A 26884-nucleotide genomic window follows, 5' to 3' on the forward strand; every position below is an offset into this window, starting at 1 on the left:
AGAAATGCGACGCTGCGTTCAGAGAACGAGAAAGTCCTTGCCTGCGTGCGAGTTCGGTGACGATCGTCCACCGGACTCGGGAAGTCTCCTCCCCAATCAGCGATCGGCTGCGCAAAGATTAGGGGGCGTGAGCATGGGAATGGCCCGAGGGTTGCTCTGGTTGGGAACTGAGGCCGAGTGAAGACGTTTGGTTTCGGGCCGAACTTCTTTATATCGGCGAAGGACGCTCAGGAATTCGGGAAAAATTTGTTTTCCCGCTAACCTCCCAATTTACCCATGTTATACTGTGCTTAGACGTGTTTCAGAGTGATGAAACGCGCCTTGCCCGATCGAGTACGACTTGGGAAATCCAAAAAGGACTCGGGGGAGGTCGATCTCAGGGACGAGGCATGGCTCTCCGTCTTGGGCCGTTTGACACCACTAGCGCAGACAACAGGGAAGCCCGCTTACATCGTCGAGGAGAAACGCATGTCGGAGTCCATGAGAGTGATGCGTCCCATTGCGGGCGCGGCCTTGGCGCTGTGGGGGCTTGCGAGCCCAGCCCTGGCCACCTATGGCGGGGGGGCGTGTACAACTTGTGCGCCGGCTCCGGTCGTTCAGGCTCAGTGCAACGTCGTGAGCCTGGTGCCGCAGTACCAGACGACGATGCAAACCGTCTACGAGACGGTTTATGAGAACCAGCCCACCACGATCATGGAGACCCGCTACCGCCAGGGGTATCGGACCGAGAACTACACGGTGATGCGGCCCGTGGCCGAGACCACGCAGGTCGCCCGGAAGTACACGGTGATGCGGCCGGTCTATCAGACCACCAATACCCAACGCCGGTACACCGTCTGCAAGCCGGTCTACCAGACCACCAACACCCAACGCCGGTACACCGTCAGCCGCCCGGTCTATCAGACCCAGCGTCTGGAGCGGAAGTACACGGTGATGCGGCCGGTCTACCAGACGTCGACCGTGCAGCGCCGTTACACGGTCTGCAAGCCGGTCTACCAGACCACCAACACCCAACGCCGGTACACCGTCAGCCGCCCGGTCTACCAGACCACCAACACCCAGCGCCGTTACACGGTAATGCGGCCGGTCATGCAGACGAGCATGGTTTCGCAAAACTACACGGTCTGCAAGCCCGTCACCACGGTTCGTCAGGTCGTGGAAGAGTGCGGCTACTACGAGCGGCAGATGGTCGAAGTTCCCGGCCCGGTCGTCGAGCAGCCCGTCTTGGCCCCGGTGGACCCCTGCGCCCCCAAGACCGGCAAGTTGTTCGGCTTCCTCCATCACAAGAAGCGACGAGCCTACGCCACCGTCGCCACGGTGGCCGTCCAGTGCCCCCCTCGCACCGTCTGCCAGTCGGTCTTCGTCTCCCGCCCGGTGGTTCGCAACGTCAGCGAGACGAGCTATGTCGCCGAGACGGTGACCCGCCAGGTCCCGGTTCAGACTTGCACGATGGTGGCGGAAGAGCGCGTTGAGAACGTCCCCGTCACCACCTGCCAGATGGTGTCCGAGGAGAAGGTTGAGAACATCCCCGTCACCACCTGCCAGTTGGTATCCGAGGAGCGGGTCGAGAACGTCCCCGTCACCACCTGCCAGATGGTCGCCGAAGAACGGGTGCAGCCCTACGAGGTTCGCACCTGCACGATGGTCAACGAGGAGCGAGTCGAGAACATCCCCGTCACCACCTGCCAGATGGTGTCCGAGGAGCGGGTCGAGAACATCCCCGTCACCACCTGCCAGATGGTCGCCGAAGAACGCACCGAGATGGTCCCCGTCACCACCTGCCGGATGGTTGCCGAGACCGCCGCGCGACAGGTCCCCATCTGCGTTCCCGAGCAGGTCCCCGTCACGGTGAATCGCTGCGTCGCCCGCCAAGTGGCCCGCCAGATTCCCGTTCAGACTTGCACCTATGTGCCTGTCGCTGTCCCCGCCTGCCTCACCTGCCCCTGACCTCTGACGCCGTTGAGTTCGGGCTTCCCAACCGACTGCATCGACGTAAAACGACGGCGGCCCTCATTGAGGGTCGCCGCCGTTTTCGTTTTAGCCCATGCTCACGACCACGATCCTACGATCACCCCACGTCGATAATCCGATGGTCGATCGAGCGTCGGCGCCCTTGCGGGGAGTTGAAGTCGAACCGGCCAAGGCCGAGGTTGCCCGCCAACGCGATGTGCTGCGGCTGACGGATGTCGAAGCCCTCGGTGCCGAGCGGGTCGAGGGCCGCCTTGCCGGTGCCGGCGACGGGAGGAAGCTTCTCCTCTTTCCGACGGGCGTCGATGATTCGCCACTCGACGTGATCGAGGGCAACCGGGTCGGTTGCGAGCAAGAGTGCGTTGTACTCCCAGACAAACTGCGGGTCGCGTCCGAACGGCCCCTTCTGGAAGACCCCCTTGATGCCGTCGAGAATCTGGAGCACGCACTTCTTGCGGAGGATCGGATGGCTGACCACTTGCGGAATGAACTGATTACACGCGTTGGTGTCGGGCGTACTGTGCGAGCGCGACGTTGTTGACCAGGCCGTGGCTCATGTTTTTGAGGGCGCCGGTCACTCCCGCTGAACCGTGGTCCTTGAGTACAGGGAGCAGGACGAGCTTGTTGACCCGCTTGGTGACAAGAAGGCCCAGGTGAGACCGCAGCGTGCGATCGTCCTTCGGGTCGCTCCCCCGACTGACCAACTGCATCGTCATATATTCATCGGGGTCGTAGCCGGCGACCGGGTCATCACCGGGCCAGCTCAGTTGGAGCTGGCTCGGGTCGTTTTCCGGGGTCAGCCCCCCCCAGCGGACGCCATCGGGGACATCCTTGTGCATTCCGGCGGCCATGAACTCCTGCCGGTACCGCTCGAACACGAACATGTCCCGGGTCTTGACCCCGGCCGCTTTCAGGCCTTCGATGACCTCGAGCATCAGCTCACTTGAGGTATTGGCAAGCGGGGTGCCGACCGGATTCATCTTGATGCCAACGACGTCCCCCGGTTCGAAGAACGAGCGCCAGGCCTCGACGTCGTCATCGGCGCCCGTCAGTTCTTTCATGCCTCGGGCGAGGGTCGTCTTGATTGCATCCCGGTTCTTGACGCCATCCTTGATCATCGCGGGATTGCGGGCCTCAATGACCCGGCCGGGGTAGGGGCCCGGTAGTCCCAACTTCCCTGGTACCCCATCAGGATCCTGGGCCGCCTTCGGTTCAGCCGCCGAAACGTTCAGGCCAATCAGGGTGGGCAGTGCCGCGGCACTCGCCAGAAATTGGCGGCGGCCCAGGCCACCGCAAGGATAAGGCTTACGCATGAGTCGGATTACTCCTCCCTAATGCAGCCGGTCGATGGAGCTTTGAACCATCCTTAACTGTGAGTGTATCGACCGAAATGACAATGCAAAACGACGATCAAGGCCGAAGAATCCGCATTTTCCGCAGAATCCCCGCTCTCCAGACCTTGCCGAACCTCAATGCAGCGTCACAATCAACCGGTTCCGGAACGTCGCTCTCGCCGACGATCAGGCTGCGGCTTCTCCTTGAGGTTGAGGCGAACGGAGAGCGTTGAGATCGGGCCGAAGTCGAGGAGTTCCCCCCCCGCGCCCGCGATACAGCGAAGGGGTTCGACGGGCCGCGACGATTCAGGGAACCCCGCCACGACGTTCCATCCCGCCGCGTTGGGCGAAAAGGCAGGCAAAATCATGGTTCGCAGGCCGACGAGAAAGCAGGGGGCCGCCACCCCACCCGCTCGTAGAACGGGGTGGATGTGCCCTGAGATCGAGCGCAGGGCGTCGATCGGGCGGTGACCATGGCCGATCGTCCAGCCGGCCACTTCCCGCGTTTGCGGCGTACCGGCGGGCGGACGTGGGTCGTGGTTGCCCGGCACGAGGACCAGGCTCACCGATCTCGCGTCTAGCCATCGGTTCAGACCGCGGAGATCCTCCATGGTTCGACGACACGGGTGCGGCGATTCGACAAGGTCGCCGGCCACGATGAGCTGGTCGATCGGCCAACGGTCGAGGAGAGTTGCGAGCTTCGCCAGAGTCTCGGCGAGCGAGTGGGCGGGCAGGCAGTCGCCCCCGGAGGCGCGAGCCCATTCATAACCGAGATGGACGTCGGCAATGATCGCGGTTCGCTCTGCGAGGTGAACGGCCGCCCCCTCGGGCGCGAGGATCCAACCGTCCGGTCCGGCGAAGCCAGGCGAGGCAGGGGTAAGGTCAGACCGGATGACGCCCTCCAATCTCCTCACTGAGCCGGGCATGGAGCCGACGAAGCGCCTCGGCGGGCGATTCGAAGTGCAAGGGCTCCGGCTCGCTCGGATCGACCCAGGCGGCGGCGAACGGGGACAACCCCGCGAGCGATCGGAACCGGACCTCGGGCCGCTCGGCCAGCCAGGCCAGGGCCCGGGGAACGTCGAGCAGGTCCTCGAGGATTTCGCGACGCGTCTCGCGGAGCAGGGGATGATCGGGGCAAAGCGCCTTCACCATCGGATAGAGGCGGTTGCTCACCCAGAGCAGTCCTCCCACGCGGCGGCGGCCCCCTTCGGGATTGCGCAACACCATCAGAGCCGTCGCGGCGACATGCCGGAACCGTCGGGCGGGCAACTCACCGCGGTCGAGTCCTTCCATCACGTCTTCGGCAAACCCGTCAGACGTCAGGAGCGTCGTGATCTCAGACGCCAGCAACCGCGCTTCGTCCGGCAGTCGGATCGCCCAGCCCAGGTCGGCGGCAATCAAGGAGACGTCGCGACCGAACCTTCGCCCAAGCCGAGCGGCCGTGGCACGACCGAGCGCTTCACAGGCCGACCGGTTCAAGGGCGCATGGAAAGTGTAGGTCAGCCCATCGTCGCGGGGCGACTCCTCGACGAGCAACGTGCCGGGGGGCGGAATCTCGCTCAGTTGTTCCTGCGCCTCGAACAGGGCGACGAGCAGCCCGGCCGCGCGAGGATCGAGCCCGTGGGCCTCGCCAAGCCAACCACGGAGCGCCGAGGGACCGTCGGCAAGCATCGCGGCGGCCTGCTCACGGAACTCGACCAGGGCGAGTGCCAGCTCGGCCGAAAGCGATTGCCGATCGCTCGACCAGCGGGGCAAGCTCGGTTCCCCTCCCGCCGCCTTGGCGTGGACGATGAGTCCCTCGAGTCGGCGAAACTCCAGGGAACGGCCGTCGAGGATGAACTTGTCGCCAACTTGGAGTCGCTCGGCATAGGCGCCTTCCAGGGTGCCGACCTCGACTCCCCCTTCGAGCACACGGACCGACTCTTCCGACGTGATCGTGCCGACGTTACTCCGGAACCAGCGTGCCACTCGACGGCTCCGCAGGCCGAACAGGCCACGCCTCCTCCAGAGTCGAGGGGCAGTCCAGCGCGGGGAAGGGCCAGTTTCTGACTCCGTCGCTCCCGCGGGCGCGGCGAGCTCTCCGGCCAGGAAGTCGAGGCAGAGATCGAAGTCGGCCCGTGCGAGTTCGGCCATCGGCCCTGCTTTGCGGATCAGATCGAACGCTACGTCGGTCGCCCACTCTTCGCCACAAGCCATGCCAATCAACTGCTGACAGACCACATCGAGCGGAGCAGCGATCGAGCGGAGCGGTTCGACTCGCCCCAGGCGCGCCTCCTCGGCCGTGACCACGCCACCGGCCAGCTCGGCGGGAGTCGCCGCCAGCAAGAGCCCTCGCGAAGCGACCCCCAGCCGGTGCCCCGAGCGGCCGACCCGCTGAAGGCAGCGGGAGACTCCCCCGGGCAGTCCGACCTGGACGGTCAGGTCGGCCGAGCCAATATCCACGCCCAGCTCAAGGCTCGTGCTCGTCACCACCGCCCGGAGCTCACCCGCCTTCAACGCCGCTTCGACCTGGCGCCTGCGGTCGGCATCGAGCGCCGAATGATGGGCGGCGACCGCTTCGGTCCCCCCTTGGATCGTCCGACGCAGGTCATGGGTGATCTTCTCAGTCAGCGCTCGGGTGTTGGCGAAAACGACCGTGGTCCGATTCCCGCCCACGGCCCGTTCAAGCCTGCGGAGCAGTCGGCGATAGGTCAGCCCGCGATGTGGCGCCTCGTCAGGTTTCAGAAGCGATTCGACCTCCAGGATCATCGGAGGAGCGTCTTCGGGAAGCGGAGCCTCAATGATCCGGCAAGGCCGCGAGGGACCAACCAGGAAACGCGCCACGGGTTCGGCCGGCCGGCAAGTGGCGGAGAGACCAATCCGGCAAGGATCGGCCGCCGCCTTGGCCGCGACCCGCTCGAGAGAAACGGCCAGATCAACCCCACGTTTGGTGGGAACCAAGGCATGAACTTCATCCACGATGAGGTGGCGAACCCCACGCCAATGGTCGTGCCAGGCCTCCTGGCTCAGTAAGAGCGAAAGGCTCTCGGGCGTCGTGATCAACAAGTGGGGTGGTTTGTCACGCAACTTCCGGCGCTGGTAGGCCGACGTATCCCCCGTCCGAACCCCGATTTCCACCGGGCACTTGGCCAAGCCGAGCGAGCGTTGAATCGCTTGCAGCGGTTCCGCGAGGTTCCGCTCGATGTCGTATCCGAGACTCCGCAATGGCGAGACATAAACACAGCGCAAACCATCGGAAAGCGTTCCCGAGGCCAGTTCACGGAAGAGTTGGTCGACGATCGCCAGGAAGGCGGCCAGCGTCTTCCCGGTTCCCGTGGGAGAAATCAGGAGGAGGTGCTCACCCGCGGCGATCGGCGGCCAGGCCAGAGCCTGCGCCGGGGTGGGACCACCGGGAAAGGTGTGAGTAAACCAAGCGCGGACCGGCCCTGTCAGCGTGGCATGCCCATCCGAACTGTCCTGATCCTGGGTGTGCATCCAAGCGGAACCGAGGCGATTCCGAAGTGGTCGCCCCGCATTCTCCTCCTAAATTCTGGGGGCCTTTCTCTCCAGGCCGATTGGAACCGGGAACCGAGCGGACATCTTACCAGACCCAAGAAAGAAACAACGATCCGCAACAGTGCTAAAGCAGCGATGATTCTTGCGGTTTCCGCCACGGTTTGTTTGCAGTGGCACGGCCGGCCCGGCCGTAATTCCCTCCGGATCGGCGCGGATCTGAGAAATGGCCCTGAGCCCAGGGGGATACGGCCGGGCCGGCCGTGCTACTGATACAACCGGCCTGGAAATCCAGCGAGATACGCGCCCAGTCGCGGATCGATGGAAAGCAACAGAGGGAGTTCAACACGCTCCGCTCGCTTCAGGAATCATTGGCCAGACGAATTCCCGAGAACTGCCAGCGGGCATCGGGGGGGAAGAAGTTGCGGTAGGTGCTCCGGATGTGCGAGCGAGGCGTCGCACAGGAACCGCCGCGCAACACCATTTGATTGCACATAAACTTACCATTGTACTCGCCCAGCGCACCGGGGGCAGGGCGATATCCGGGGTAGGGGCTGTACGGGCTCCGCGTCCACTCCCAGACATCCCCGAACAGTTGGTGGAGCCCCGCTTCAGTGCGGTCCCTTGCGAGAGGCTGAGGATGAAAGTGCTCCTCTTCGAGCAAGTTCCCCCGAACCTCGGCCCCCTCGGCCGCGACTTCCCACTCAGCCTCGCTCGGTAGTCGCGCGACTGCCCAGCGGGCAAAGGCATCAGCCTCGTAGTAGCTTACGTGGCAAACCGGCTCGTTCGGCTCGAGGTCGCGAAGTCCGGCCAGGGTCATGATCCGCCATTGCTGATCCTCGGCCCGTTCCCAGTAGAGTGGAGCCGTCCAACCGTGGCTCTGCCGCGCGTTCCATCCGTCGGAGAGCCAGAAGCGGGGTTGATCGTATCCGCCGTCATCGACGAAGACGCGAAACTCCTCGTTCGTGACCAGTCGGTCGGCCAACTGGAAGGACTGAACGAAGACCGAGTGCCGCGGCATCTCGTTATCAAACGCGAACCCATTGTCTTCGTGGCCAATCTGCCTCAGCCCCTCCTCAAACCGTTGCCAGCGCAGGGGAGAAGCCTCGGCTCCTCCGACCAACCGAGCCTCACGGTAGACAGGCCGAAGCGGGTTGCGGCTGAACAGGTATTTCAGGTCCGTCAGGATCAACTCCTGATGTTGCTGCTCGTGGTTCAACCCGAGCACGATCGTCGCCCCGAGACGTCGCAAGAGGGGCTCGTCGGCCCGTTCCAGGAGTGTCCTCATCCGCTCATCGACGGCCGCGCGATAGCGGTAGACCTCCGCGACCGTCGGCCGGGAAAGCAGACCGCGTTCGGCGCGGGGCGTTCGTTCGCCAATCGCATTATAATAAGAATTAAATAGATAAGCATATTTTTCCGAAACAACTTCATCGGCGGATGCCGCTTTGAGCACAAACGTCTCGAAAAACCAACTTGTATGGGCCAGGTGCCATTTCGCCGGGCTGGCGTCTGGCATCGACTGAACCACATAGTCTTCGGTTTCCAGGGGTGCACAGAGGGAAGAGGTACGGCGGCGAACTTCGTCATACCGCATCGCAAGTCGATTGGCGGTCATGCCGTCCTGATCCGCGTCGAGGAGGGCCGGCTTGGACCCGTTGGGCGTCATCTCGAAGGCCGCCTTCGTTTCCATGGGGTGTAATCCGGGAGTGAGGATCAGTCGGCTCCGGCGGAGTTGCGGAACCGACCGATCGCGACTCAACATGGTAGACGGAGAGGGACGAGAGGCAAGGATTTTCAAGCCGGCCACCGCGGGTGGCTCGGATCGGTCGGTTCAAAATTGCGAAGCATCAGGGTCAATCGCGTTGTCGTTTATTCTGGGCCTTGGGAGTTCCGTCGTTACGCTGGTCGCTGCGATTTGCCTTGGTTGCCGCTCCCTCCAGGTTGGCGTTAGGACGGACATTGTTCTGTCCCCCTCGGCGAAACTGAGGGGGTAGTTGGTTGGGATCGGGTTCGTGCCGCTGTTGGCGAAACTGGTTGGGATTTCCAGGTCGACGATTCGGGTCCAGATTGGGCTGCGTGGGAACAGGGGGCGGCGCAAAGGCTCGGGATTGGCGGGCTTGCATCCGGGCCCGCACATTCTCGGCATTCGCCTCACGAGCCGCGTTCGCCTCACGAGCCGCGTTCGCCTCGCGAGCCGCGTTCGCCTCACGAGCCGCGTTCGCCACATTCGCTTGACGGGCTGCCTTCGCCGCCGCATTCCCCTCACGGGCCTGCATCGCCTCACGCGCCGTGGCCGCCTGTCGTGCGGCATTCGCCTCACGAGCCGCGTTGGCCGCATTGACGGCGTTCGCCTGACGGGCTGCCTTCGCCGCCGCATTCCCCTCACGGGCCTGCATCGCCTCACGAGCCGTGGCCGCCTGTCGCTCGGCATTCGCCTCACGAGCCGCGTTGACCGCATTCCCCTGGCGGGCCGCCTTTGCCGCCGCGTTCGCCTCACGGGCTTGCATCGCCTCACTCGCTGTGGCCGCCTGCCGCTCGGCATTCGCCTCACGGGCCGCATTGGCCGCATTCCCCTGACGGGCCGCCTTCGCCGCCGCATTCGCCTCACGGGCCTGCATCGCTTCGCGAGCTGCGGTCGCGGCATTCTCCTGGCGGGCCGACTTCGTCGCCTCGCGAGCCTGAAAGGCCTCGCGAGCGGCATTCACGGCATTTGCCTGGCGGGCAGCCTTCGTGGCCCCGTTCCCTTCGCGTCCTGGCTGGTCTCGGTCCCTCAAGGGCATGGAGGAGGCGACGGGCGATCGCGGAAGATCCATACGTCTCGGCTGATCCGGGAAATTCGCCCGCTTGCCCTGCTCCTTGGCTTGTGGACCCGGTTGCGGACGGCGTGCAAATTCCTGTTCCTGGCGAATCCGCTGCTGGCGGAACTGGTTCAACTGGCCAGCCTGTTGGGCAATCACCTTGCGACGAGCCTCATCGATTCGCTCGAATCGGAGATTCTGGCGCCCCGCAATGTCTTGCTTCGCGGCCGGTCCTCTTCCAACCGCCGCCATCTGTTGAATTGGCCGCCCGATCACCAGGTTTTGCACCCTGTTGACATTTCTTACATTCACGTTCGTCACGTTTACATTCGTGACATTATTGACAATCGTCTGCTGCTGAACAAACGTGCGAGCAGGCCGGGCTTCGGGGTGGTCGCGACGATAGCGATACTCGTCGTGCAGCCCGTTGATCCAGCGTGGATCACGGCGAGTGTGGACCGCGGCGTAGTGGGAGAAGAGCGGGTCGTAGCCGTACCGGCTCTGGTGGTAGGAATACCACGGGTAGATACCCGAATTGAAATGGTTCACGGCGTAGTAGTCGCCAAAGCAATATTGCTGATACGACGGCCGGACGAAGAGACTCGACGCGAGCGCGGTGGCCAGAAGGCCCACGCTTGGCGTGTAGACGAAATTGGGCTGGATGTAGATCGGCTGCTGGAAATAGACCGGGGCAAATGCCAGGCCCCGCGTGTCGAGCGGATGGTCCCAATAGCCGTTCACATACAGGTAGCCGTTGGGGGTCCAAACGTAGTGCGCCGGCACCCAGAGCCAGTTCGGCTGGAACGGGACCCAGTAACCGGGCCGCCAGACGTAGCGATTCTCCTGCCAGTACCAGCACCCCGGGGCCCAGGTCGCGTCGGCGGAGGGGGAAGGGCCGTTGGGGCCCACTTCGAGACTTTGCGGCGGCTCCGCAAGGTATTCCATTTGCGTCTGCGCGGTGGGGACCCAGGCGCCCGCCGTCCACTGAAAGCCTCCCTGGGCCTGGCTCCAATAGCCCGGCACCCACTGGCGGCCCGGGGGGATATCACGCCAGATTCCACTGACCCAGAGGTAATCGTTGCGCTCGTCATCCCAACTCCAGTAACCCGGGATCCACTGAACGTTGGTTCCTTCAGGCTGCTGGTCGGGAGGAAGTTCCTCCACCTGCGGAGGAGGTTCCTTCGGAACAATGGGACTCGCTTGGGGATCGAACACCACGGGCTCGGCAAACGCCTCGTGAACCGGTCCACGGGTCAGCACCTGCATCCCCGCAATCTCCTGCGGGGCGTTGGGATCTCCCTGGGCCATTGCCGAGGAGACCAACCCGAAAGATGTCAGAGTGAGTGCACTCAACCAGGCTGTAATTCTTGGTCCGTTCACGATGGCTCGTCCTTAACGCATCGGGGAGGAATCCGGACGAGCCATGTCAGTCATGGGCCGGATCGATGCCGTTGTTGCCTTGATGACGCAAATTCCTCGCCCAAGCGGCGATGAAGCAGGCTTATCATCGCGCCTCCACGCCTACTGTTACGATCAAATACGAGGAACGGACTCAGTGTTGATGGAGGAAAGATCCGCGGTCAAGTCGGATCGTTCCAGGCTGATTGGCGGCTTCGACGTCCAGGCTGAGCGCGCGGAGGGATCAAGGCCTCGCCCGAGGATACGCTCCACAACGGTCGGGCGACTTGAGTTCAAGGGCCGGCCGGCGAGATTCACCGCCGCGTAATTTCGTTACGCGGCCATGCCTTCGAAATCGAGTTCGCGGGCCGCAATCGAGACGGTGCGGGAGTCGGGACCGGCCTGACCCTCGGCGTAGGCGATCAAAAGCGCCAGATCGGCCAGGCGGTTCAAGCGACGGGGCATCCCATCGGCGGCTCGATGGAGCAATTCGAGCGTCTCGGGGGAGAAGAGGGGGCTCGTGGCTCCCACGATCGAGAGTCGGCCGAGCAGGTAAGCAGCCGACTCCTTGGCCGTCAACGGACCGAGCAGGCAGCGGGCGGTAAGGCGATCGGCTAATCCAGGGGGAATTCGAAGCAGGATTTCCGGTCCGCCCACGAGCAAAAGCGAAAGGTCAGGCGGGCCGTTGGTGGCAAAGTTGAGCAGGAGCCGAAGACTCTCAAACGTTGTCGGGTCGTCGATCAAGTGCGCTTCATCCACGATCAGCAATGGGCGTTCGCCCCGCGCCGAGGCCGTCGCAAGCCATGAGCGGAGCCGCTTGAGCGGCCCAGTCACCGTGGTATCGTCACCGGCGATGCCAGCGCCAAGTTCCTCGGCGAGAAGCGCGAGCAATTCTCCCCCTGGCATCGCGGGAAAGACCACGTGAGCCGACGCGCCACCAAGCTCGCGAGCCAGGGTTCGCGCCAGCAAGGTTTTCCCCATGCCGGACGCCCCGAAGATGAGCGCGGGGCCTTGGCCGTGCTCAAGCCCGTAGCGGATTCGACGCAAGACCGTATCCCGGCTCGGCAGCGAGACATAGGCCGACGTATTCACCGTCTCGCCGAAAGGGCGACCGCTCAGGCCGAAATGCGCCTCGTACAACGAAAGGCCTCCGCGATTTCGAAAAGAGTCATCGCAGGAGACGCCGGCCAGGGGACAGCAACGGCCGCCTGAGCGAAGAAACGCTGCGAAATGAACTCAGACGAACGTCTCAGCGATGCCCAAGAGCGGGATCCCGCCAGTGTCCAGGGCCTCGCGGGCACGCTGCAAGGCTCGCTCCCCAGTCAAGGCCCGGCTATGAACCAGGACGGCGGCGTCGACCGAACGGTGCAGGACCGTCGCACTCAATCCGGCGAAGAGGGGGCTGCCATCAATCAGAACCAGGTCATACTCGCGGCGCAATCGGGCCAGGACGCACGACCAGGCCGGGCTTGCGAGAAACTCACGCGGGTGACCAACCGGTGCGCGAAGCGGCAAAATGGTGAGATGATCGTCGCGCGCCTCGACCAGCGCATCGGAGAGCGCGAGACCGTTCTCGATCACATCATCGAGCCCGACCTTGGGACGCAGGCCGAGCTGTCGGGCGAGCATGGGTCCGCTCAGGTCCGCGTCGACCAGTAGGGTTTTGCCGGGCCGTCGGGCCAAGGCACGTGCCAAGGTCAGGATGAGGGTCGTCCTTCCCTCGGCACGGTGGCAGCTCGTAAACAGAAGAACCTTCAAGTGCTGGCGGTCACGAGCCTCGATCAAGGCATCAGCGAGTTGGTTGAATCGGTCGCCAAACTCCCGTTCCAGCGTCCGGATCGTGGCAGGCCACTGAAGGGTCACCAGATCGGGATGTTGCGCCCGACTGTCGTCAAACTCGGTCTGGTCCGTCGAGTTTCCCGCGGTTACGGGGGACTCGACGGGGCGAGACGGAAGGTGAGGAGCGGGGGGAACGACGGAATGGTCGGTGGCCCCCCGCTGGGCATAGGCGCGAGCCAAAGCCTGATCAACTTCCCGCATGGTGCGTGTCCTCGCAACCGTCATCAGGCAGAAGGTAGCCCGGCAAGACGACCGGAGACTCAACCTCCACGTAAGGCGTCAGAGCATAAGGCTCGATCGAAATCGAGATTGCGGGAGGTCGCGACGCCGCGGCGAGATCCTTCGCGTCGCAGTCGCGAGTTTCCCCAACCTGGGGCCGGGCCGAAGCCATCGAAACGGTGGGCCGACCTCCCCAAAGCAGTAACGAGGCCAACAGTAAAGGGCTGGCCATTAATAGTGTGTAGCCCGCCATCCGGACCTCACGTCGCAGCCGGCGGCGTCGCGCGGCCGGCGGTCGGGAGTTTCGGAACGATGCGCTTGGATGATCTCGTCAAAGACGGAATCGCTGGCACTTGAATCAAGACCGGGACCAACAAACGCGATGGTTGTCGCGTCGATCGAGAGTCCGGCCAGGTTTGAAGATCGTTGTCTCGGGACATCGTAGGGTCCCCCACGTCGACTAAGGAAGCGTATCTGGTTTGCAGGATTCAAACCGTCATGAGGATCGCTTTGACTAGCAAAGCTCGGCGGACTTCTCCGCCTGCTCATGGTATCGTCCCGGCGCCGCGACAAACTTGAACGACCTTGCCGGAAATAACGAAATCGGAAAGATGGCGGTCCGCCCGCAGACTCAACCTCACCAGAAAACCAGACGCCCGTCCCCAAATCGCCTGGTGGGGGGGACGACTTGGGAACGGGCTGACGACATCAAACGACGGACGAGAGCAGGTCCGTTCTCAACGGCCGAACATCCGGAAGAGTCCCCGCCGGGGTTGGAGGCTGCTCGTATCGCCACTGGCCGAATTCAGGTCAGTGTTGCGATTCGACGCCATGGCGGGTCGTCCCGCCTCATAGTTGCCGACCGGGCGGAACTGCGGGGGCGCCCCCGCGAAGGTCCGGTTGGTGCCGCCGCCGTTGGCCAGGTCGAGGGACTTGACGTTGGCTTCGGTCACGTAGGGGTTGTGACCGGCCCACCGCGTGAGCGTCAGTTGGAGGATATTGAGCGGAGCATACTGGGCTTCACCCCCGACCGAGATCCAGTCATTGCCTGCGATGTTGTTGAGATCGACGTTACCGTCGAGGCCGTAGACCAAGGTGTATTCGTAGTTGCAGACGCGGGGCTTGCTATCCTGCTCGTTGAGGTTTGATCCCGAATTCCCTTCGAGAGCCACTTCCAGTCGCACGGCACGAGGGCCCTTGCCGGGGATCGCGTGATACGTCGCCGTGTACTTGCCCACCCCGTGATTCCAGACTTCATTGACCGTGCCGCGAGGAGGGAAGGCGCGGAGATTGGCCAACAACGCTTTCCGATCACCGCGAATGTGGCTTTCGATCATCCGGTGGAACTTGGCGGTCGAGCTGTCGCACTGGTCATAACCGGGGCGGGGGGGGCCGGCCGGAATCTCATTGGCGTAATCGCCGATCTGGTGGTTGAGGTGGTTTTCGCCCAGCTCGGACCAGAGTGCCTTCAACTCGTCCTTGGTCATGCCCGAACCGGGGGCGGGGATCGGCTCATTCAGAAGGATCGAGGCGACGGCACCGCCAAGGCAGTGACCGGGCCAGCGCTGGATGTCGTGGTTCTGGCTGTTGGCCGCCTCCCAGCTCCGTGCGGAGGAGTTGAAGAGCTGGTCGTACTTGAGCATTGGGGCGGGGGTGGCGTAGATCGTACCGTCGGCCCCGCGGTACGTGAGATCGTCGTACTCGTTGGGGAACCAGGTCGAATCGTCTCCCGCGGCCACGGGGGTTTCGAGAATTCCGTTGGGGCCCGCGCGAACGATGTCCTGTCCGGGTGCGATATAACCGCCCGGCGTGGCGGCCATCTCGTCGTCGCCATAGGCCCGCATCGTGTCGACCCGGCCATTGCCGCCGGCCCAGGGCTCGTGAATGGCGTCCGACTTGGTCGGCCAGTAATAGAAGTTCCAGACCTTGCGGTCGCTCTGGCCCACCTGAACGAACGCGGTCTCTACTCGATAAGGCTTCTCAGCCCCCGTCACCTCGAAGGAATACCAGCCTTGTTGGTTCAGGCCCACTTCCTGGCCATTCCGTCGCTCTTTGCCATCAGGGCCGGTGATCTTGCTGACCGTCCCCGCATTCGTCGTGATGGTCAGCTCCCCACCAAAACGCGTGGGGATATAGACGCCGAAATGACGGTCACCTGACTGCGCTGAGAGGCTACCGCCGAGGGGGACCTGCGCGACACGCTCCGTCGCAACCGCTCCCAAGGCCCAGGGCGCTGAGATCATGACGACGATCGACCATAAGACCGAGCCGCCGAGCCTGTTGCCGATACGCATGCTGCCTCCCGAAAACCAATAGTGTAGACGCCCCACCGCATCTCGATCTCACGCTTCCCGGTACCGGCGGCCAAGGCCGGTTCGGGCGTCGCAAACGATTTCACGTCCCTGATCGAAATCTCACTTCACAATGAGTCGGCATCCATGCGCCCGAAGGTAGACCAATATCCGGAAGAGTCTTCGCCTAGAGTCTTGAAACTCGTCAGAGGCCCTAAAGTTCGCCAAGGCGTTATCTTCTCGAACTTGCCAAGTTGGCTCATCACCGGGCCAGGACTTGCCGATAACCAACGCTGGCCACCCCTGGGGTGAAACGATGAACCAGCCAAGATGACTGGTCCAAAGCTTCCTCCGCCGGTCCTAGGCCAACGTGTGATGAGTCCCCGTTGCGGGTTGGGGATGAAGTTTGGGCTGGGAATCAAATGGTTTCCGGTACCGAGATTAGCCCTCAACAGGATCGGTGGTGACGGCCTGTGGTCGTCGGACGACTTCGACCAAGCCTGACCACCAGGGGATAGTCTGCTCAATTGACTCGATCGAGACGTCGACCGACACGCTCTTTCTTTCCATAGAGGACATCGCGATGACCAGCGCACTTTTGGTTCTTGCTCTGACCGCCACCGGCCTTGGCCATCATAACGGTTCGTACGCCTCGCCGCAGGGCCCGAGCAAGGTTCTGCCTTGCCCCCAGGCTCCCACCAAGGTGGCTCCGGCTCCTTGCGTCGCCCCCAGCAAGGTTCTGCCTTGCCCCCAGGCTCCCACCAAGGTGGCTCCGGCTCCTTGCGTCGCCCCCAGCAAGGTTCTGCCTTGCCCCCAGGCTCCCACCAAGGTGGCTCCGGCTCCTTGCGTCGCCCCCAGCAAGGTTCTGCCTTGCCCCCAGGCTCCCACCAAGGTGGCCCCCAGCAAGGTTCTGCCTTGCCCCCAGGCTCCGGCCAAGTTCGCCCCGGCGATCTACCCCGCGCCCCAGGCCCCGATCAAGTCCTCGCCCCAGTGGTGAGCTGACAATCACGAGTCCGGGCCGCCTCGCGGCGGCTCGGTTCGGGGATCAAGCGACCACCTCCCCCGAATGCGGGAGAGGTGGTCGCTTTTTTTGGTTTCGAAAACCAAACGCTCATGACTTTTTCGAGGTGGAGCAGGGGACTCACCCCCGATAAACTTCAATCTCAAACGGTGCGACCTTGGCCAGTCGGCGAAATCAAGCTGCATAATCCATTGATGCAGGCCACCACCCAAAATTCCATAAAGTGTTATCGGTGGCGAAATTCCTCGGAGGCGCAAACCTCTTTGTTGAGCAAAAACAACACCTACTCGCCCCTTTTTCTCGTGGGCTCGTCGTCACTCAATTCCTGACATAGGCTTCAAACGGGGAACTCACTCTTGTTCTCCCGAGAACGCGCTTCCGTGAGCTGAAGGATCGATTCACGAGCCGGCCTTGCTTAAAAGAGCTTACTCGCTTGATGTCACCAGATACTCACGGGCTACTGAGCCTCGGCTAAAGCGGTCGCGACTCCCTTGGAGTCCACCGTCACGAAGCCAAAGAGGTGCGGACCAACCATGACTTTGCGCTCTCGAACCACTCGTGTATCCACCAGCCGATGTACGCCCCGGCTCGAAGCGCTCGAATCGCGTCGCCTCTTCGCGGTTTGGACAAGCATGAATCCGCCCGGTGGTCTGCCGTTCGAGCCGTCATCGCTGCCGATTCTTGGCGGAATCGACCCGGGACTACCCGATCCGTCGGCGATTTGGCCGGGCATGCCCCCCGGTGGACTGCCTTACGGGCCGCCATCGCTGCCGATTCCTGGCGGAATCGACCCGGGACTGCCCGATCCGTCGGCGCCTTGGCCGGGCATGCCCCCTGGTGGACTGCCGTACGGGCCGCCATCGCTACCGATTCCTGGCGGAATCGACCCGTCGGCGCCTTGGCCGGGTATGCCCCCCGGTGGACTACCGTACGGGCCGCCATCGCTACCGATTCCTGGCGGAATCGACCCGGGACTGCCCGATCCGTCGGATCCTTGGCCAAGCATACCCATCCCCGGTGGCCCGTCACCGCTGCCGATTCCTGGCGGAATCGACCCGGGACTGCCCAACGCGTCGGGAGACCTCGCCACGCTTCGCGCGGTTGAGACGACGCCCAGTGACGGTGCCGTCCTGACCGAGCCGCCGACCGTTCTGTCGGTCAAGTTCAATCAGCCGTTCGCCCCCTACTCAGTGAGTCAAGACATCGGGTTGGTTCGAGTTGATGCCAACGGAAATGTGCTCGAGAATCTCACCGGCTGGCTCCGAACCGCGTTGAACCTGACGACCGATCCCTCGGTCTTGCCCTCAACCATCCAAGGAAAGTTGGCCCCCGGACGGTATCAAATTCTCATTCTCGGTCGCACGTCCCAGCTCAGCGGGCTCGACACCCCCAGCGGTGCCGGCGCTCCTTTGATCAATCGCGGCACCGACCAGGTTGTGAGCACGTTCACGATCGGGTCCCAAAAACCTGCGGGTGAGACGCCGCAAACACTGGCCGACGCGACCGACTTGGGAACGGTCGGTCCCATTCCGATTGCGACCTCAGCTTCGCTCGACCTCGGATTCCACGTCGGCAATTACCAGCTCTATAAGGTGACGTTGGCAGCCGGGCACTTCTGGCGCCTCGGAGCCGAGGTCACGGCTCAGCGAGATGGCGGGACGCTCAACTCGGTGCTGTCCCTGTTCGATGCCAACGGTCGCGTCCTGAAGTCCGCTGATGTCGGACTCCCCGACGCCCCGTTCGATCCGTACTTCTTCGTAGGGCTTGAGCCCGGCACTTATTACCTCGGTGTGTCGAGCGTGCGCAACCGACCTGACGCTCCCGGCGGCTACGACCCGGTCAACGGTGTGTTCGGAGCGTCCGGTTCGAGCCAGGCCGACGGCTCCTATACGCTCCACGTTGTGGCCAGTGTCGCTGACACCCCCACTTCGTTGCTCGATAGCCAGCTCATCTATTCCGACCCGTTGGATCCAAGACCGACCGGGATCGTCGTCGTCTTCTCCGGGCCGATGGACCTCAATAGCTTCGCGAGTTCGGTCGATTCAAAAGGAAACGTGACGTTCGCTGGGCTGGAATTGGTCGACGAGTCAGGGCGAGTTTGGTCGCTCATTCCCACCTCATTCAAGGGGAGCAATAGCCAGTACTCGTTCCTGTTTAGCGACCCCTTGCCCCAGGGAAAGTACTCGCTTCGCGTCCCTACCTCAGGCAGCGTGACCGATCTCACCGGACGGGCTCCGGTGGCAAAGGGGAGCGGGCGGGACACTCGGAACGGGGTTCTGGCAAGCTGGACGGTCAAGAGTCATGCACGGACCCAGGACGCGAACGACCTGGGAACGATCCTCCGTGATGCGAGCGCCGCGGTCACGAGGGCCAACCTTCTCGCGGCCGGATCCACGGCCACCTACCGTTTCGTCGTGCCCGCCGATGGCTACTACACTCTTGAGACCACCGCCTCGAGCGAATCATTCCTGATCCAGATGGTCGGCAGCGACTTGACGACCACGATTCAGTCGGGCGGTCGTAACGGCCTGAACTCGAGCACCGTCTTTCTGACCAGTGGGATCTACTCGCTGAAATACAAGGCCACGGGACCCGGCCCCGTGAAATTGAGCCTCGCGCTGTTCCGAAAGCAGGTCGCTCCAGAGGCGATCCTGGATAACGGCGTCGGCCAAGGCCCCGCGCTGAATCTCGCCCTCATCACTCCGATTCCGCTGAACCCGACGGGGCAGGGCGGGATGCCGAGCGAGCCCACAGGTCTGCCTCTTGGCCCGGAACCGGCCAGTCCGAGTCCGCTGGCACCCACGACCCCAGTGCCGGGCGTTCCCGTGCAATCGACCACAAGCCACTCCCTCATCGCTTCAGCCGACAACGGGCTCGTTCTCACGCTCGGTAGCGGGCTGATTGGCTCTCCCATCGCTGGGGCCGAGCATGTCGCGGCGGTTGGCCCGGGGACGCTGACCGGAACGACGGCTCTGGCCGCCAATACTCCAGGGGTCCTCCAAGGAATTCTTTACGGCCCGAGCCTGGGTCGGACAACGCCAAACCTCAGCGGCGAGAGTCTGCTCACTTCCAGCGACGTCACGGGAGAGTCGGGCGAACCGCTCGCGTCCACCGTCGGTGCCCTGATTACGCCTGAGCCACCGACCGTACCGAGCCCGAATGAGCGGGTCATTGCGTCGCCGTCCGAGTGGCTAAGTGGTTTCGGTACGATGCTGCTCCATGGCTTGGGGCTGGCCTCAAGCTCTCCGACTTCGATGGAGTTGGAAGCCGCGCCGAGTGAACCCATCGAACGGATCGTGCTCTCGCGAGACGATCTCGTGACGCCGGCGACCGAGGAGCAAGTCGAGCACGCCAGCATGGCCGCCCCGCTTGGCGTCAGCCTGGTCTCGATTCTGGCGCTCAGGCTTCAGCATCCCGTTCGCCGCTGGGTGGAGCAAGCACGGGGCGAACGCACCAAACGTCGATCCGCAGGCCACGGTCCCCACAAACGGGCCTGACCTCACCACCAACCTTTCGATTCATCGCCTCGACACGCACGATCGCTCATCCTTGGATTCGCCTGGAGAGCGATCGTGCCGGCCGAGCGGACGCTCACAACTCGTTCTGCGTCCTCTTTCTGACGATTCCCCTCGGGAATGCTCCGGCCTTTTTCAAGCTGATCAGAGCCGCCACAAGAAAGAAGACAAGTCCCCAGGCGATCAGGTCGAGTCCGGCGATCAGCTGCCTCAAAAGGAGGTAGCCCCGCCACCCCACGACGGTCAGCCACGAAACCAGGACCGCCCCCGCCGCCGCGAAGTAGAGCCGGTTTCCCACCGAGATTCCGTAACCGACCGCGACCACCGCCGTGAACAGGGCGTAGAGGTCCAGGTGCCCCTGGGGAACGTCGATAAACCGACGCGGCTCACCGAAGATCACGGCAGCGCCGACCAGGAACAAGGCCAACGCTCCCGCCTGTTGAAGCCAACGGCCGAGCCAGTCGTCGAAGATCGCGCCCACGGCCAAGATCGCGACGAGTGCGAGTTGGACGGCGAGAACACTCCTGGGAATTGGCAGCCCGTCCGGGAGGACGAGTGCAATCGCGGCCACGAAGCTCGCGGCGGCGATCAAACCTCGCCAGGATTCGTGGCGACGGTAGGAGAGGCAGGATTCGAGCAGCGCGATCGCCAGCAGTGGCCACGCGCTCGGGGCTTTCAGCCCGTGCAAATCCAGCGTGGCCGGCCCGACCACCGAGAGGGCGGCGAGCGATAAGCTTACCCCGCCCCAGGCCATCGGCACCGCGCGGAACGCCGCAAACCCGTAGAACGCAACCGCCGCGATCGTGGTCAGGAAGAGCGGCGACCCGCCGAGGCCGTTCATGAAAATCATTAGGAACCGCTGGTAGACGGGGTCGGAGCGATGGCCCAGGACCGCCAGGGCCATCAGAACGAGGGGAACTACCAGGGCGGTCCGAAGGACGACCCGACTCCGCGCCGCAAGGCCAGCCTCTAACACCAACACGTTCAGGGCGAAGAGAAAGGGGACCAGAAAGTAGGGCGCAAAGATGCTGTTCGTGGTTTCATGGCTGGTTCGCTCGACGAAGTGGAACGAGACACAGAGATACGACGCCCGCGCACAGACAGCCATCGCCAGCAGTCCGAACAGGACCCAAGGATAGAGCGGCCATCGCCAAGGGCTTCCATTGTCGGCAACGTAACTCGACCCACGGCGGATGGCGGGCAACAACGTGAGAAAAAGGAGCCCGGCCAGGGCCGGGAACGCGAACAAGGTCCACTGCAGCACGGGACCTTCCGGATCGCTCAGAAGCGGAGCCATACCCAGTGGGTAGAGAAAGAAGAGTGCGAGGATCAAGTAGTAGGGGCCGCGAAACCAGAGCGGTAGCGCGAGCCGGATCCCCCGCAAGAGTCCTTCACTGACAGCGACGGCAAAGAGAAATCCCCCGAGAAAACACGCGGTCCCCAGCCTCGGATTCGCATTCAAGGTGTTGTCGAAGGTGACCGACATCGCCAGGAACATCATCACAACCAGCAGCAGCAAGCTCCGCGTATCGTCCCAGACCTTGCCACGCCGAATCAACAAGCAAGCCGTCGTCGCCAGGAGCAAGGTGTACCCCGCCAGGCCGAGCATCAGGGCCCAGGTCTCGAACGTCTTGCCGTGGGTGTCGAAAGACATCCGCAGACCGACGAAAACGAGGTCGGCGCTGATCACGTAGAACGGGTTGCTGGTGTACAACCGGAAAACCAGGCCCCGCGAGCCTCGGCGCGGGTTCCTCGGCGCAGACTCAGGACTGACGTTCGACAGGGGATCCGTCATCAGTGCCTCACCGATTTTGAGATGTGATGGAGATGTGGCGATCACCGACTTGCGACTTGGTTCTCCCTGGTTATACAACCAACGCCCCACCCTGTGACAGATGTCACATCATTTTTTTGGGGGATTCGAGTGAGCGACAGGGGCTTACGCTCCGCCTGGTCACTCACCAAAGGGTGTATCCGCCGTCGATCACGAGGGTGGCGCCCGTCATATAGCGCGAGGCTTTGCTCACCACACTTCATAAATAATAGCGTGGCGCTCTGTCCGATCACCAACGTCGGATCCGGCTGTGTGGGTCACTCCCCTGATATTACCAGCGTGGCGAGCGTCATCTGCAGCGACAGCGATGGTCCATCGGCCCGCAGTTCGTCCCCGAAACCAGAACAAACCGCCAGAATGCCGGGCCGGAGCCTCTTCGTTCCCAGGCTTCCCGCCCTCGATTCGACGGTTTCCTCCATGGCTGTCTTTCCTGCCCCACATCCTGGATGAGTGCGACCGCGACAAGGAGCTTGCCCGTCAGGTGGCCGCCGGATAGGGTCAACGGGCACTCGCCAGCCGCCACCAATTCCAACTACCGGCGGGAATTCATCATCCCGTCGCCCCGACTCTACTCAGAAACGAAGCTCTTCGACCAACGGTCGAAGAGCTTCGTTTCTTGAACTTCCGGCTCATTTCGCGCCGTCGAGCCAAGTTCAATCTGCTGCAAGCTGGTGAAGGCTATTCTTCCTCATTCGCCGTACGTAACCCGTTTCGGGCTGTGCCATTTCCACAGCTCAAAAATATTTTAACCATTACAATTCCCCACACATGATGACCGATAGAGTGAGGAAGACCAGCGCGGTCGAGGAACCAGCCGCCGCTTGTTCCGCTTGATTCCGGATCAGATGCCGACTAATTGCACCGTTTGCCATTCGGCGACCGCACGTTACGTTCCACCAGCCCCGCAACCGCGGGGATCAGACAAGCCGTTCCTGCGCGATGAATCTCGCGAGCAGTTTGGCACTGGTTGTTCGATTCTTATGGTCATTACTTCCTTATGGAACATGCTTCCGCACGAAGATGGCGTTCACTTGCGAATTGACGCCGATGTTGCCGCCGCTGCCGACCAGCGGACGGTAGGTCCAGGCATCTCTTTTGTTCTTCGTCAGAGTCGAACTCCAGGTCAGGATATTATTCGGAATCGTAAATCCGATCCGCGGGCTAGCATCGTAGGAATCGAAGCCCTCGGCACCATAGGTGAACAGGCCGTTGGCCAGAGCCGCCTGCGCCTCCTGCTGGGTCGGCAGACGCCAGGTGAATTGATCGGCGATGTCCGCGGCAGCCTCGTAGTGCGGGATGCTGTCGCGATCGGCCTGGGCTTTCGCATAGTTGGCCTCCGCGGCGGCATACCATCGATTCGCAAGAACCACATCACCGGCAGCCAGCGCTGCATCTCCCTGCTGCACCTGCAAGTCGGCATGGGCTTCCGTCTCGGCGGCCGCGGCCGGGAGTTGCACGTCGGCCATTTCGTAGAAAATGTCGGCGTAGTTGGTGGCGGCCGTGACCGCCCCCGACTGGGAGATCCCGTATCCGGAGTGCGTGCTGGTTCCCAGCATGTCGTAGAAGCTGTAGCCCCAAACGAGATTGGTCTGGGTGTCGAGCCAGCCGCCGAGATCAGGCCGCCACTGGTAAATCAGAGCCGATTCCGGCGGGGGCGGGTTGTTGGGCTTGCCGCCGTAAACGTCGGAGAGGGCCCCCTCCGCCACGATCGCCAGACAACACATCGCCGCCAATGGAACACGTCGGAATTGAGGCATCGCAGGTTCCCGTGCGTGAAGACTTGCGGATACGAAGGATAATTCGCCGCCTTCTATCTCCGAATCGCCTGTCCGGCTTCGCCTCCTTACCTCCTTGAGGCGGCGGGGGCTCCACACCGGGGCCTCCAGGCCGCGATGCCTTCCGGGAGGTCCTGGACATCGACCGACCAGGACCTTCGAGCTTCCGTTAAACAGAGTAGAGACCACCCGGCGAGTTGCAAGCTAAAAATTCAAAGATGTCTCCTGATCGCAACAGCTATTAATTTTCGAGACATCTACACGCTCAATTTATCAATAATCCATGACTAATTGGCCGAGGATTTGCTGGTCGTCTCTGATCATGCCGATTCTGTTGCCCGACATCCCTGAATCCGAACGCACGCCGCTGGTCCAGCAGCGGGTCGACATCATCGCCCTTCAGCAGGAGCGGATCCAGCAACTCCAGGACGAGATCGCTCGCCTCAAGGCCCGACCCCGGATCGCTCCCAGCACGCTCGAGTCACCGTCTCGGCCGCCCCGCGACCCCAATGCCAGACGGCCCGGCACCGCCAAGCGTTCCAAGACCGCCCAATTGACCATCACCGAAGACATCCTCGTCCCTCTGGACGACCGTCCCGAGGCGGCCGTCTTCAATGGATACGAGGACTTGACCGGGTGCGGGGGCAGATCTGGGATCTTTACCAGGAACTGAAGGCCTATCGGCAGCACCCGGAGCCGTTGCGAAGTGGGGATCTCGAAGATCAGTTCGAGGCGTTGTGTGGGCAGTAGACCGGCTTCCCCAGCTTCGACGGCGTCCTCAAGGAGATGAGGGCGCACCGGGCGGCGTTGTTGCGAGTGTTCGACCGCCCCGCGGTCCCGTTGCACACCAACCTGAGCGAAGGGCATCTTCGGGACTACGTGAAGAAGCGGAAGACCAGCGGAAGATCAGCGGAAGCACGCGGAACGAGTTGGGGCGTCAGGCGCGGGACACGTTCGCGAGCCTGAAGATAACGTGCCAGGAGCTGGGGGTGAATTCTCTGGGCCTATCTCCAGGACCGCGTGCGGGGATTGGGCCAAATCCCCGACTTGGTGGAGCTGATCCGCCGTAAGGCGGAGGAGACTCTGGCGAGGAAGGCCGCGGCCGGCGTAGGCGGAAGGCGGCGCGATGGGTCGACCGCCAAAGCGATCGTTTCCCAAGACTTCCGCGCTATCCCCGCGCGCCGATACGATGCGCGCTGCGGTTGCCCACGGTTATTGAGAAGCTCCCTACACGTTACCTAATATTGCAGGCCGATTCGCCATACGCCTAGGAAAGCGCATCGTTTGGAGCGGCGCCGGTAAGGCCCCCACCGGCCGCTCGTCTCAGTTGCCGGAGCCGTTGCGGGCGATCCACCTCGCCGGGTCAAACCGGCCGAACCGGCAGTTGAGGTGTACCCCATGGTCTAACGAGGCTCCACCTCAGACCGACGAGATGTATAGCTCGACATCGGCCGGCCGGATCACGTCCAGCTGATCTTCGCCCGAGGCGTCACCAAGCAAACACCGGGCCGGTTCCGGACCCGGGTGCTCACCGAGGGTGTGACGCCTTCGTTGCACATCGACGATGGGGGATTGAGTCGCCAGGCACCTCAGGCGAGAGGCCTGAGAGATTCGGTGAGGATGGGCGTACAGTTCCTGACCCAGTTGAATTCGCCAGGTTTCCCGTATTGCCCACCTTAGGAGCCTGGCTAGGCCACCCGTTTAAGATAGCCGCTCTAGACAAGAGCGGCCCCTTCTTAGCGTTCATCGACTCCCGAATGCGGTAGCTCTCGCCGTTCATCTCCAGGATGTCGCATTGATGGGTCAGGCGGTCTCGTAGCGCCGCGGTCATCCGTTCCCCTGGAGCGAGCGAAAAGGGGGCAATGAGTTCCTCACTCGCTGACCAACTCACCAAAGGGTATATCCCCCGTCGATCACAAGGGTGGCGCCCGTCATATAGCACGAGGCGTCGCTGGCGAGATAGACGGCCAGTGGGGCCAATTCGTCGGGTTTGCCGAATCGCCCCATCGGGATCATTTGCTCGAAGGTTTCGCGAAGTTCGGGACGTTCCTGAAACCAGCGATGGTTCGGCTCGGTCAGGAAGCCCCCCGGCGCAATCGCGTTGACGGTCACGCCGCGAGTCGCCCAGTCGGCGGCCAAGGCGCGGGTGAACGAGAGCAGGGCGGCCTTCGCGGTCTCGTAGCTCCGTCCGCCAATCCCACGGTTGGCGACCAGGCCCGAGATCGAGGCCACGTTGATGACACGACCCCAACCGCGGGGCAACATGGCCCCCCCCACCACCTTCGACCAGACAAAGGCGCTGGTGAGGTTGAGGTCGAGGATTCGCTGCCAGTCGGCTGTCGGAAGCGTCTCGGTCGGGACATCGATCCTCCGGCCGCCAACGTTGTTGACCAGGATGTCAATCGGCCCCCAGTTGTCGAGCACCTGCTGCGCACCGGCTTCACTCGGAGCAGGGGACCCGACGTCAACCGAGAGGATTTCGACCTGACGGCCGGTCGCGATCAGTTCGTCGCGTGCTTGCTCGAGGGAAGTGAGGTCGCGGCCTACCAGGATGAGGTCGGCCCCCGCCTCGGCCAATCCCCGCGCCATGGCGAACCCAAGGCCACGGCTCCCCCCCGTCACGCAGGCGCGTTTGCCATCAAGACGAAACGACTCGAGCACACTCATCGACCTTCTCCCTCGCGAAATCGTTCGTGCCACAGGGGCAGGGGGCATAAATCAGCCGGTTCCCCACCTTGCCAAGTGTCTCAACGGCCCCCGAGTGCCGCAAGCAGTAGGCGACCCGTTGCGCGAACCCCACCGGCCGTTCGAGCCACTCCGCCAGATCCAGGGTGGTGAACGAGCCCCCCCGGACCTCCGGCAGCAAGGCCCAAAGATCGGACGCTTCGCGCAACGTCACCGTCGCCGAGACCTGCCGGAGCCGACGATCAACGACGCCAAATCCCGGCCATCGCCGACGTGGAATCCGGACCTCGTCAATCTCGACGGCCAGTACATCCACGCTCAGGTTCGGATGGGGGAAGACCCGAGCCAGTCCGATGAGGTCGTCGAAAACGTCGACCAGGCTCCCCCGCTTGGGGCTAAGCCGTGGTGACGACTCCGTGCCGTCCTTGCGCGTGCGTTTGACGATCCGACGCGTGAGAATGATCGGCTTGACCACCCGTACCTGATACTCAGGGAGAAGCCGGTGGAGCTTCCCCTCAACGGCCCGAGCGCCCCCGATTGCACCTCGATCAAGGTTCCGTCGGGCGAAATCGCATCGATCCGAAAATCATCGATCGAAACCTCGGAGCGCCCCCCCAGCTCAAGGCCATACCGCTCCTTGAGCTGCCTGTGCAAGCTCGTCTCCACGATCGAAGCGCCTCCTACGCTCGAGGGCCGAAATCCCCGTTTTTTT

Annotated in this window: 18 protein-coding genes and 1 pseudogene; 4 read left to right on the plus strand and 15 right to left on the minus strand. The window is 63.0% G+C overall.

Going from position 1 to position 26884, the window contains the following annotated elements; all coding sequences use genetic code 11:
* Nucleotides 1-468 precede the first annotated feature (468 nt).
* Nucleotides 469-1947 carry a hypothetical protein gene (locus tag V5E97_RS40010; RefSeq protein WP_406697143.1) on the plus strand — a complete coding sequence of 493 codons (1479 nt, stop codon included), beginning with the start codon at nt 469-471 and terminating at the stop codon, nt 1945-1947.
* Between the two features lie 121 nt (nt 1948-2068).
* On the opposite strand, the gene V5E97_RS40015 is transcribed toward V5E97_RS40010, so the two are convergent.
* The 10 genes from V5E97_RS40015 to V5E97_RS40060 form a co-directional block, all read right to left on the minus strand.
* Entirely contained in the window at nt 2069-2446 is a 378-nt protein-coding gene (locus tag V5E97_RS40015) for a hypothetical protein (protein ID WP_406697144.1), read from the minus strand.
* Nucleotides 2447-2462: 16 nt separating this feature from the next.
* Nucleotides 2463-3281: a DUF362 domain-containing protein gene (locus tag V5E97_RS40020; protein WP_406697145.1), complete on the minus strand. Its 819-nt coding sequence runs from the start codon at nt 3279-3281 to the stop codon at nt 2463-2465.
* 173 nt (nt 3282-3454) lie between these two features.
* Complete coding sequence (locus tag V5E97_RS40025; RefSeq protein ID WP_406701296.1) at nt 3455-4216, minus strand: metallophosphoesterase; 762 nt, start codon at nt 4214-4216, stop codon at nt 3455-3457.
* The gene (locus V5E97_RS40030) at nt 4185-6776 is read right to left on the minus strand and encodes a DEAD/DEAH box helicase (RefSeq protein ID WP_406697146.1); all 2592 of its coding nucleotides are present in this window, start codon (nt 6774-6776) and stop codon (nt 4185-4187) included. The genes V5E97_RS40025 and V5E97_RS40030 overlap by 32 nt, the downstream gene beginning before the upstream one ends.
* A gap of 379 nt (nt 6777-7155) precedes the next feature.
* A complete protein-coding gene (gene egtB, locus V5E97_RS40035; protein WP_406697148.1) occupies nt 7156-8487 on the minus strand; it encodes an ergothioneine biosynthesis protein EgtB in 1332 nt (443 codons plus the stop codon).
* A gap of 163 nt (nt 8488-8650) precedes the next feature.
* Entirely contained in the window at nt 8651-10948 is a 2298-nt protein-coding gene (locus tag V5E97_RS40040; RefSeq protein WP_406697149.1) for a hypothetical protein, read from the minus strand.
* A gap of 378 nt (nt 10949-11326) precedes the next feature.
* Entirely contained in the window at nt 11327-12133 is an 807-nt protein-coding gene (locus tag V5E97_RS40045; protein WP_406697151.1) for an ExeA family protein, read from the minus strand.
* 96 nt (nt 12134-12229) lie between these two features.
* Nucleotides 12230-13033, minus strand: coding sequence for a CpsD/CapB family tyrosine-protein kinase (locus V5E97_RS40050; protein ID WP_406697152.1), 804 nt, complete (start codon nt 13031-13033; stop codon nt 12230-12232).
* The gene (locus V5E97_RS40055; protein WP_406697153.1) at nt 13020-13304 is read right to left on the minus strand and encodes a hypothetical protein; all 285 of its coding nucleotides are present in this window, start codon (nt 13302-13304) and stop codon (nt 13020-13022) included. Before V5E97_RS40055 ends, V5E97_RS40050 begins: the two co-directional genes overlap by 14 nt.
* Before the next feature lie 484 nt (nt 13305-13788).
* Nucleotides 13789-15345 (minus strand): hypothetical protein, encoded by a 1557-nt coding sequence (locus V5E97_RS40060; RefSeq protein ID WP_406697154.1) that lies wholly within the window; start codon nt 15343-15345, stop codon nt 13789-13791.
* Between the two features lie 580 nt (nt 15346-15925).
* On the opposite strand from V5E97_RS40060, the gene V5E97_RS40065 reads away from it, so the two are divergent.
* A complete protein-coding gene (locus V5E97_RS40065) occupies nt 15926-16339 on the plus strand; it encodes a hypothetical protein (RefSeq protein ID WP_406697155.1) in 414 nt (137 codons plus the stop codon).
* Between the two features lie 656 nt (nt 16340-16995).
* Nucleotides 16996-19860, plus strand: a complete 2865-nt coding sequence (locus V5E97_RS40070) for a hypothetical protein (RefSeq protein ID WP_406697156.1) — start codon at nt 16996-16998, stop codon at nt 19858-19860.
* A 94-nt stretch (nt 19861-19954) separates the two neighbouring features.
* Here the strand turns inward: V5E97_RS40070 and V5E97_RS40075 are convergent, their stop codons facing one another.
* Complete coding sequence (locus V5E97_RS40075) at nt 19955-21673, minus strand: hypothetical protein (protein ID WP_406697157.1); 1719 nt, start codon at nt 21671-21673, stop codon at nt 19955-19957.
* Nucleotides 21674-22707: 1034 nt separating this feature from the next.
* Entirely contained in the window at nt 22708-23469 is a 762-nt protein-coding gene (locus tag V5E97_RS40080) for a hypothetical protein (RefSeq protein WP_406697158.1), read from the minus strand.
* A 340-nt stretch (nt 23470-23809) separates the two neighbouring features.
* Here V5E97_RS40080 and V5E97_RS40085 point away from each other — a divergent pair, with 340 nt between their 5' ends.
* Nucleotides 23810-24160, plus strand: a complete 351-nt coding sequence (locus V5E97_RS40085) for a hypothetical protein (RefSeq protein WP_406697159.1) — start codon at nt 23810-23812, stop codon at nt 24158-24160.
* A gap of 855 nt (nt 24161-25015) precedes the next feature.
* Here the strand turns inward: V5E97_RS40085 and V5E97_RS40090 are convergent.
* The 3 genes and pseudogenes from V5E97_RS40090 to V5E97_RS40100 form a co-directional block, all read right to left on the minus strand.
* Nucleotides 25016-25318 carry an ATP-binding protein gene (locus V5E97_RS40090; protein ID WP_406701297.1) on the minus strand — a complete coding sequence of 101 codons (303 nt, stop codon included), beginning with the start codon at nt 25316-25318 and terminating at the stop codon, nt 25016-25018.
* A 56-nt stretch (nt 25319-25374) separates the two neighbouring features.
* The gene (locus V5E97_RS40095; RefSeq protein WP_406697161.1) at nt 25375-26154 is read right to left on the minus strand and encodes an SDR family NAD(P)-dependent oxidoreductase; all 780 of its coding nucleotides are present in this window, start codon (nt 26152-26154) and stop codon (nt 25375-25377) included.
* Nucleotides 26126-26838 (minus strand): annotated as a pseudogene (locus tag V5E97_RS40100) (DUF8091 domain-containing protein). The gene V5E97_RS40095 and the pseudogene V5E97_RS40100 overlap by 29 nt, the downstream one beginning before the upstream one ends.
* Nucleotides 26839-26884: the final 46 nt, after the last annotated feature.

The sequence above is a fragment of the Singulisphaera photorubra genome, assembly GCF_045290345.1.
In the GTDB taxonomy this organism is placed as follows: Bacteria; Planctomycetota; Planctomycetia; order Isosphaerales; family Isosphaeraceae; genus Singulisphaera.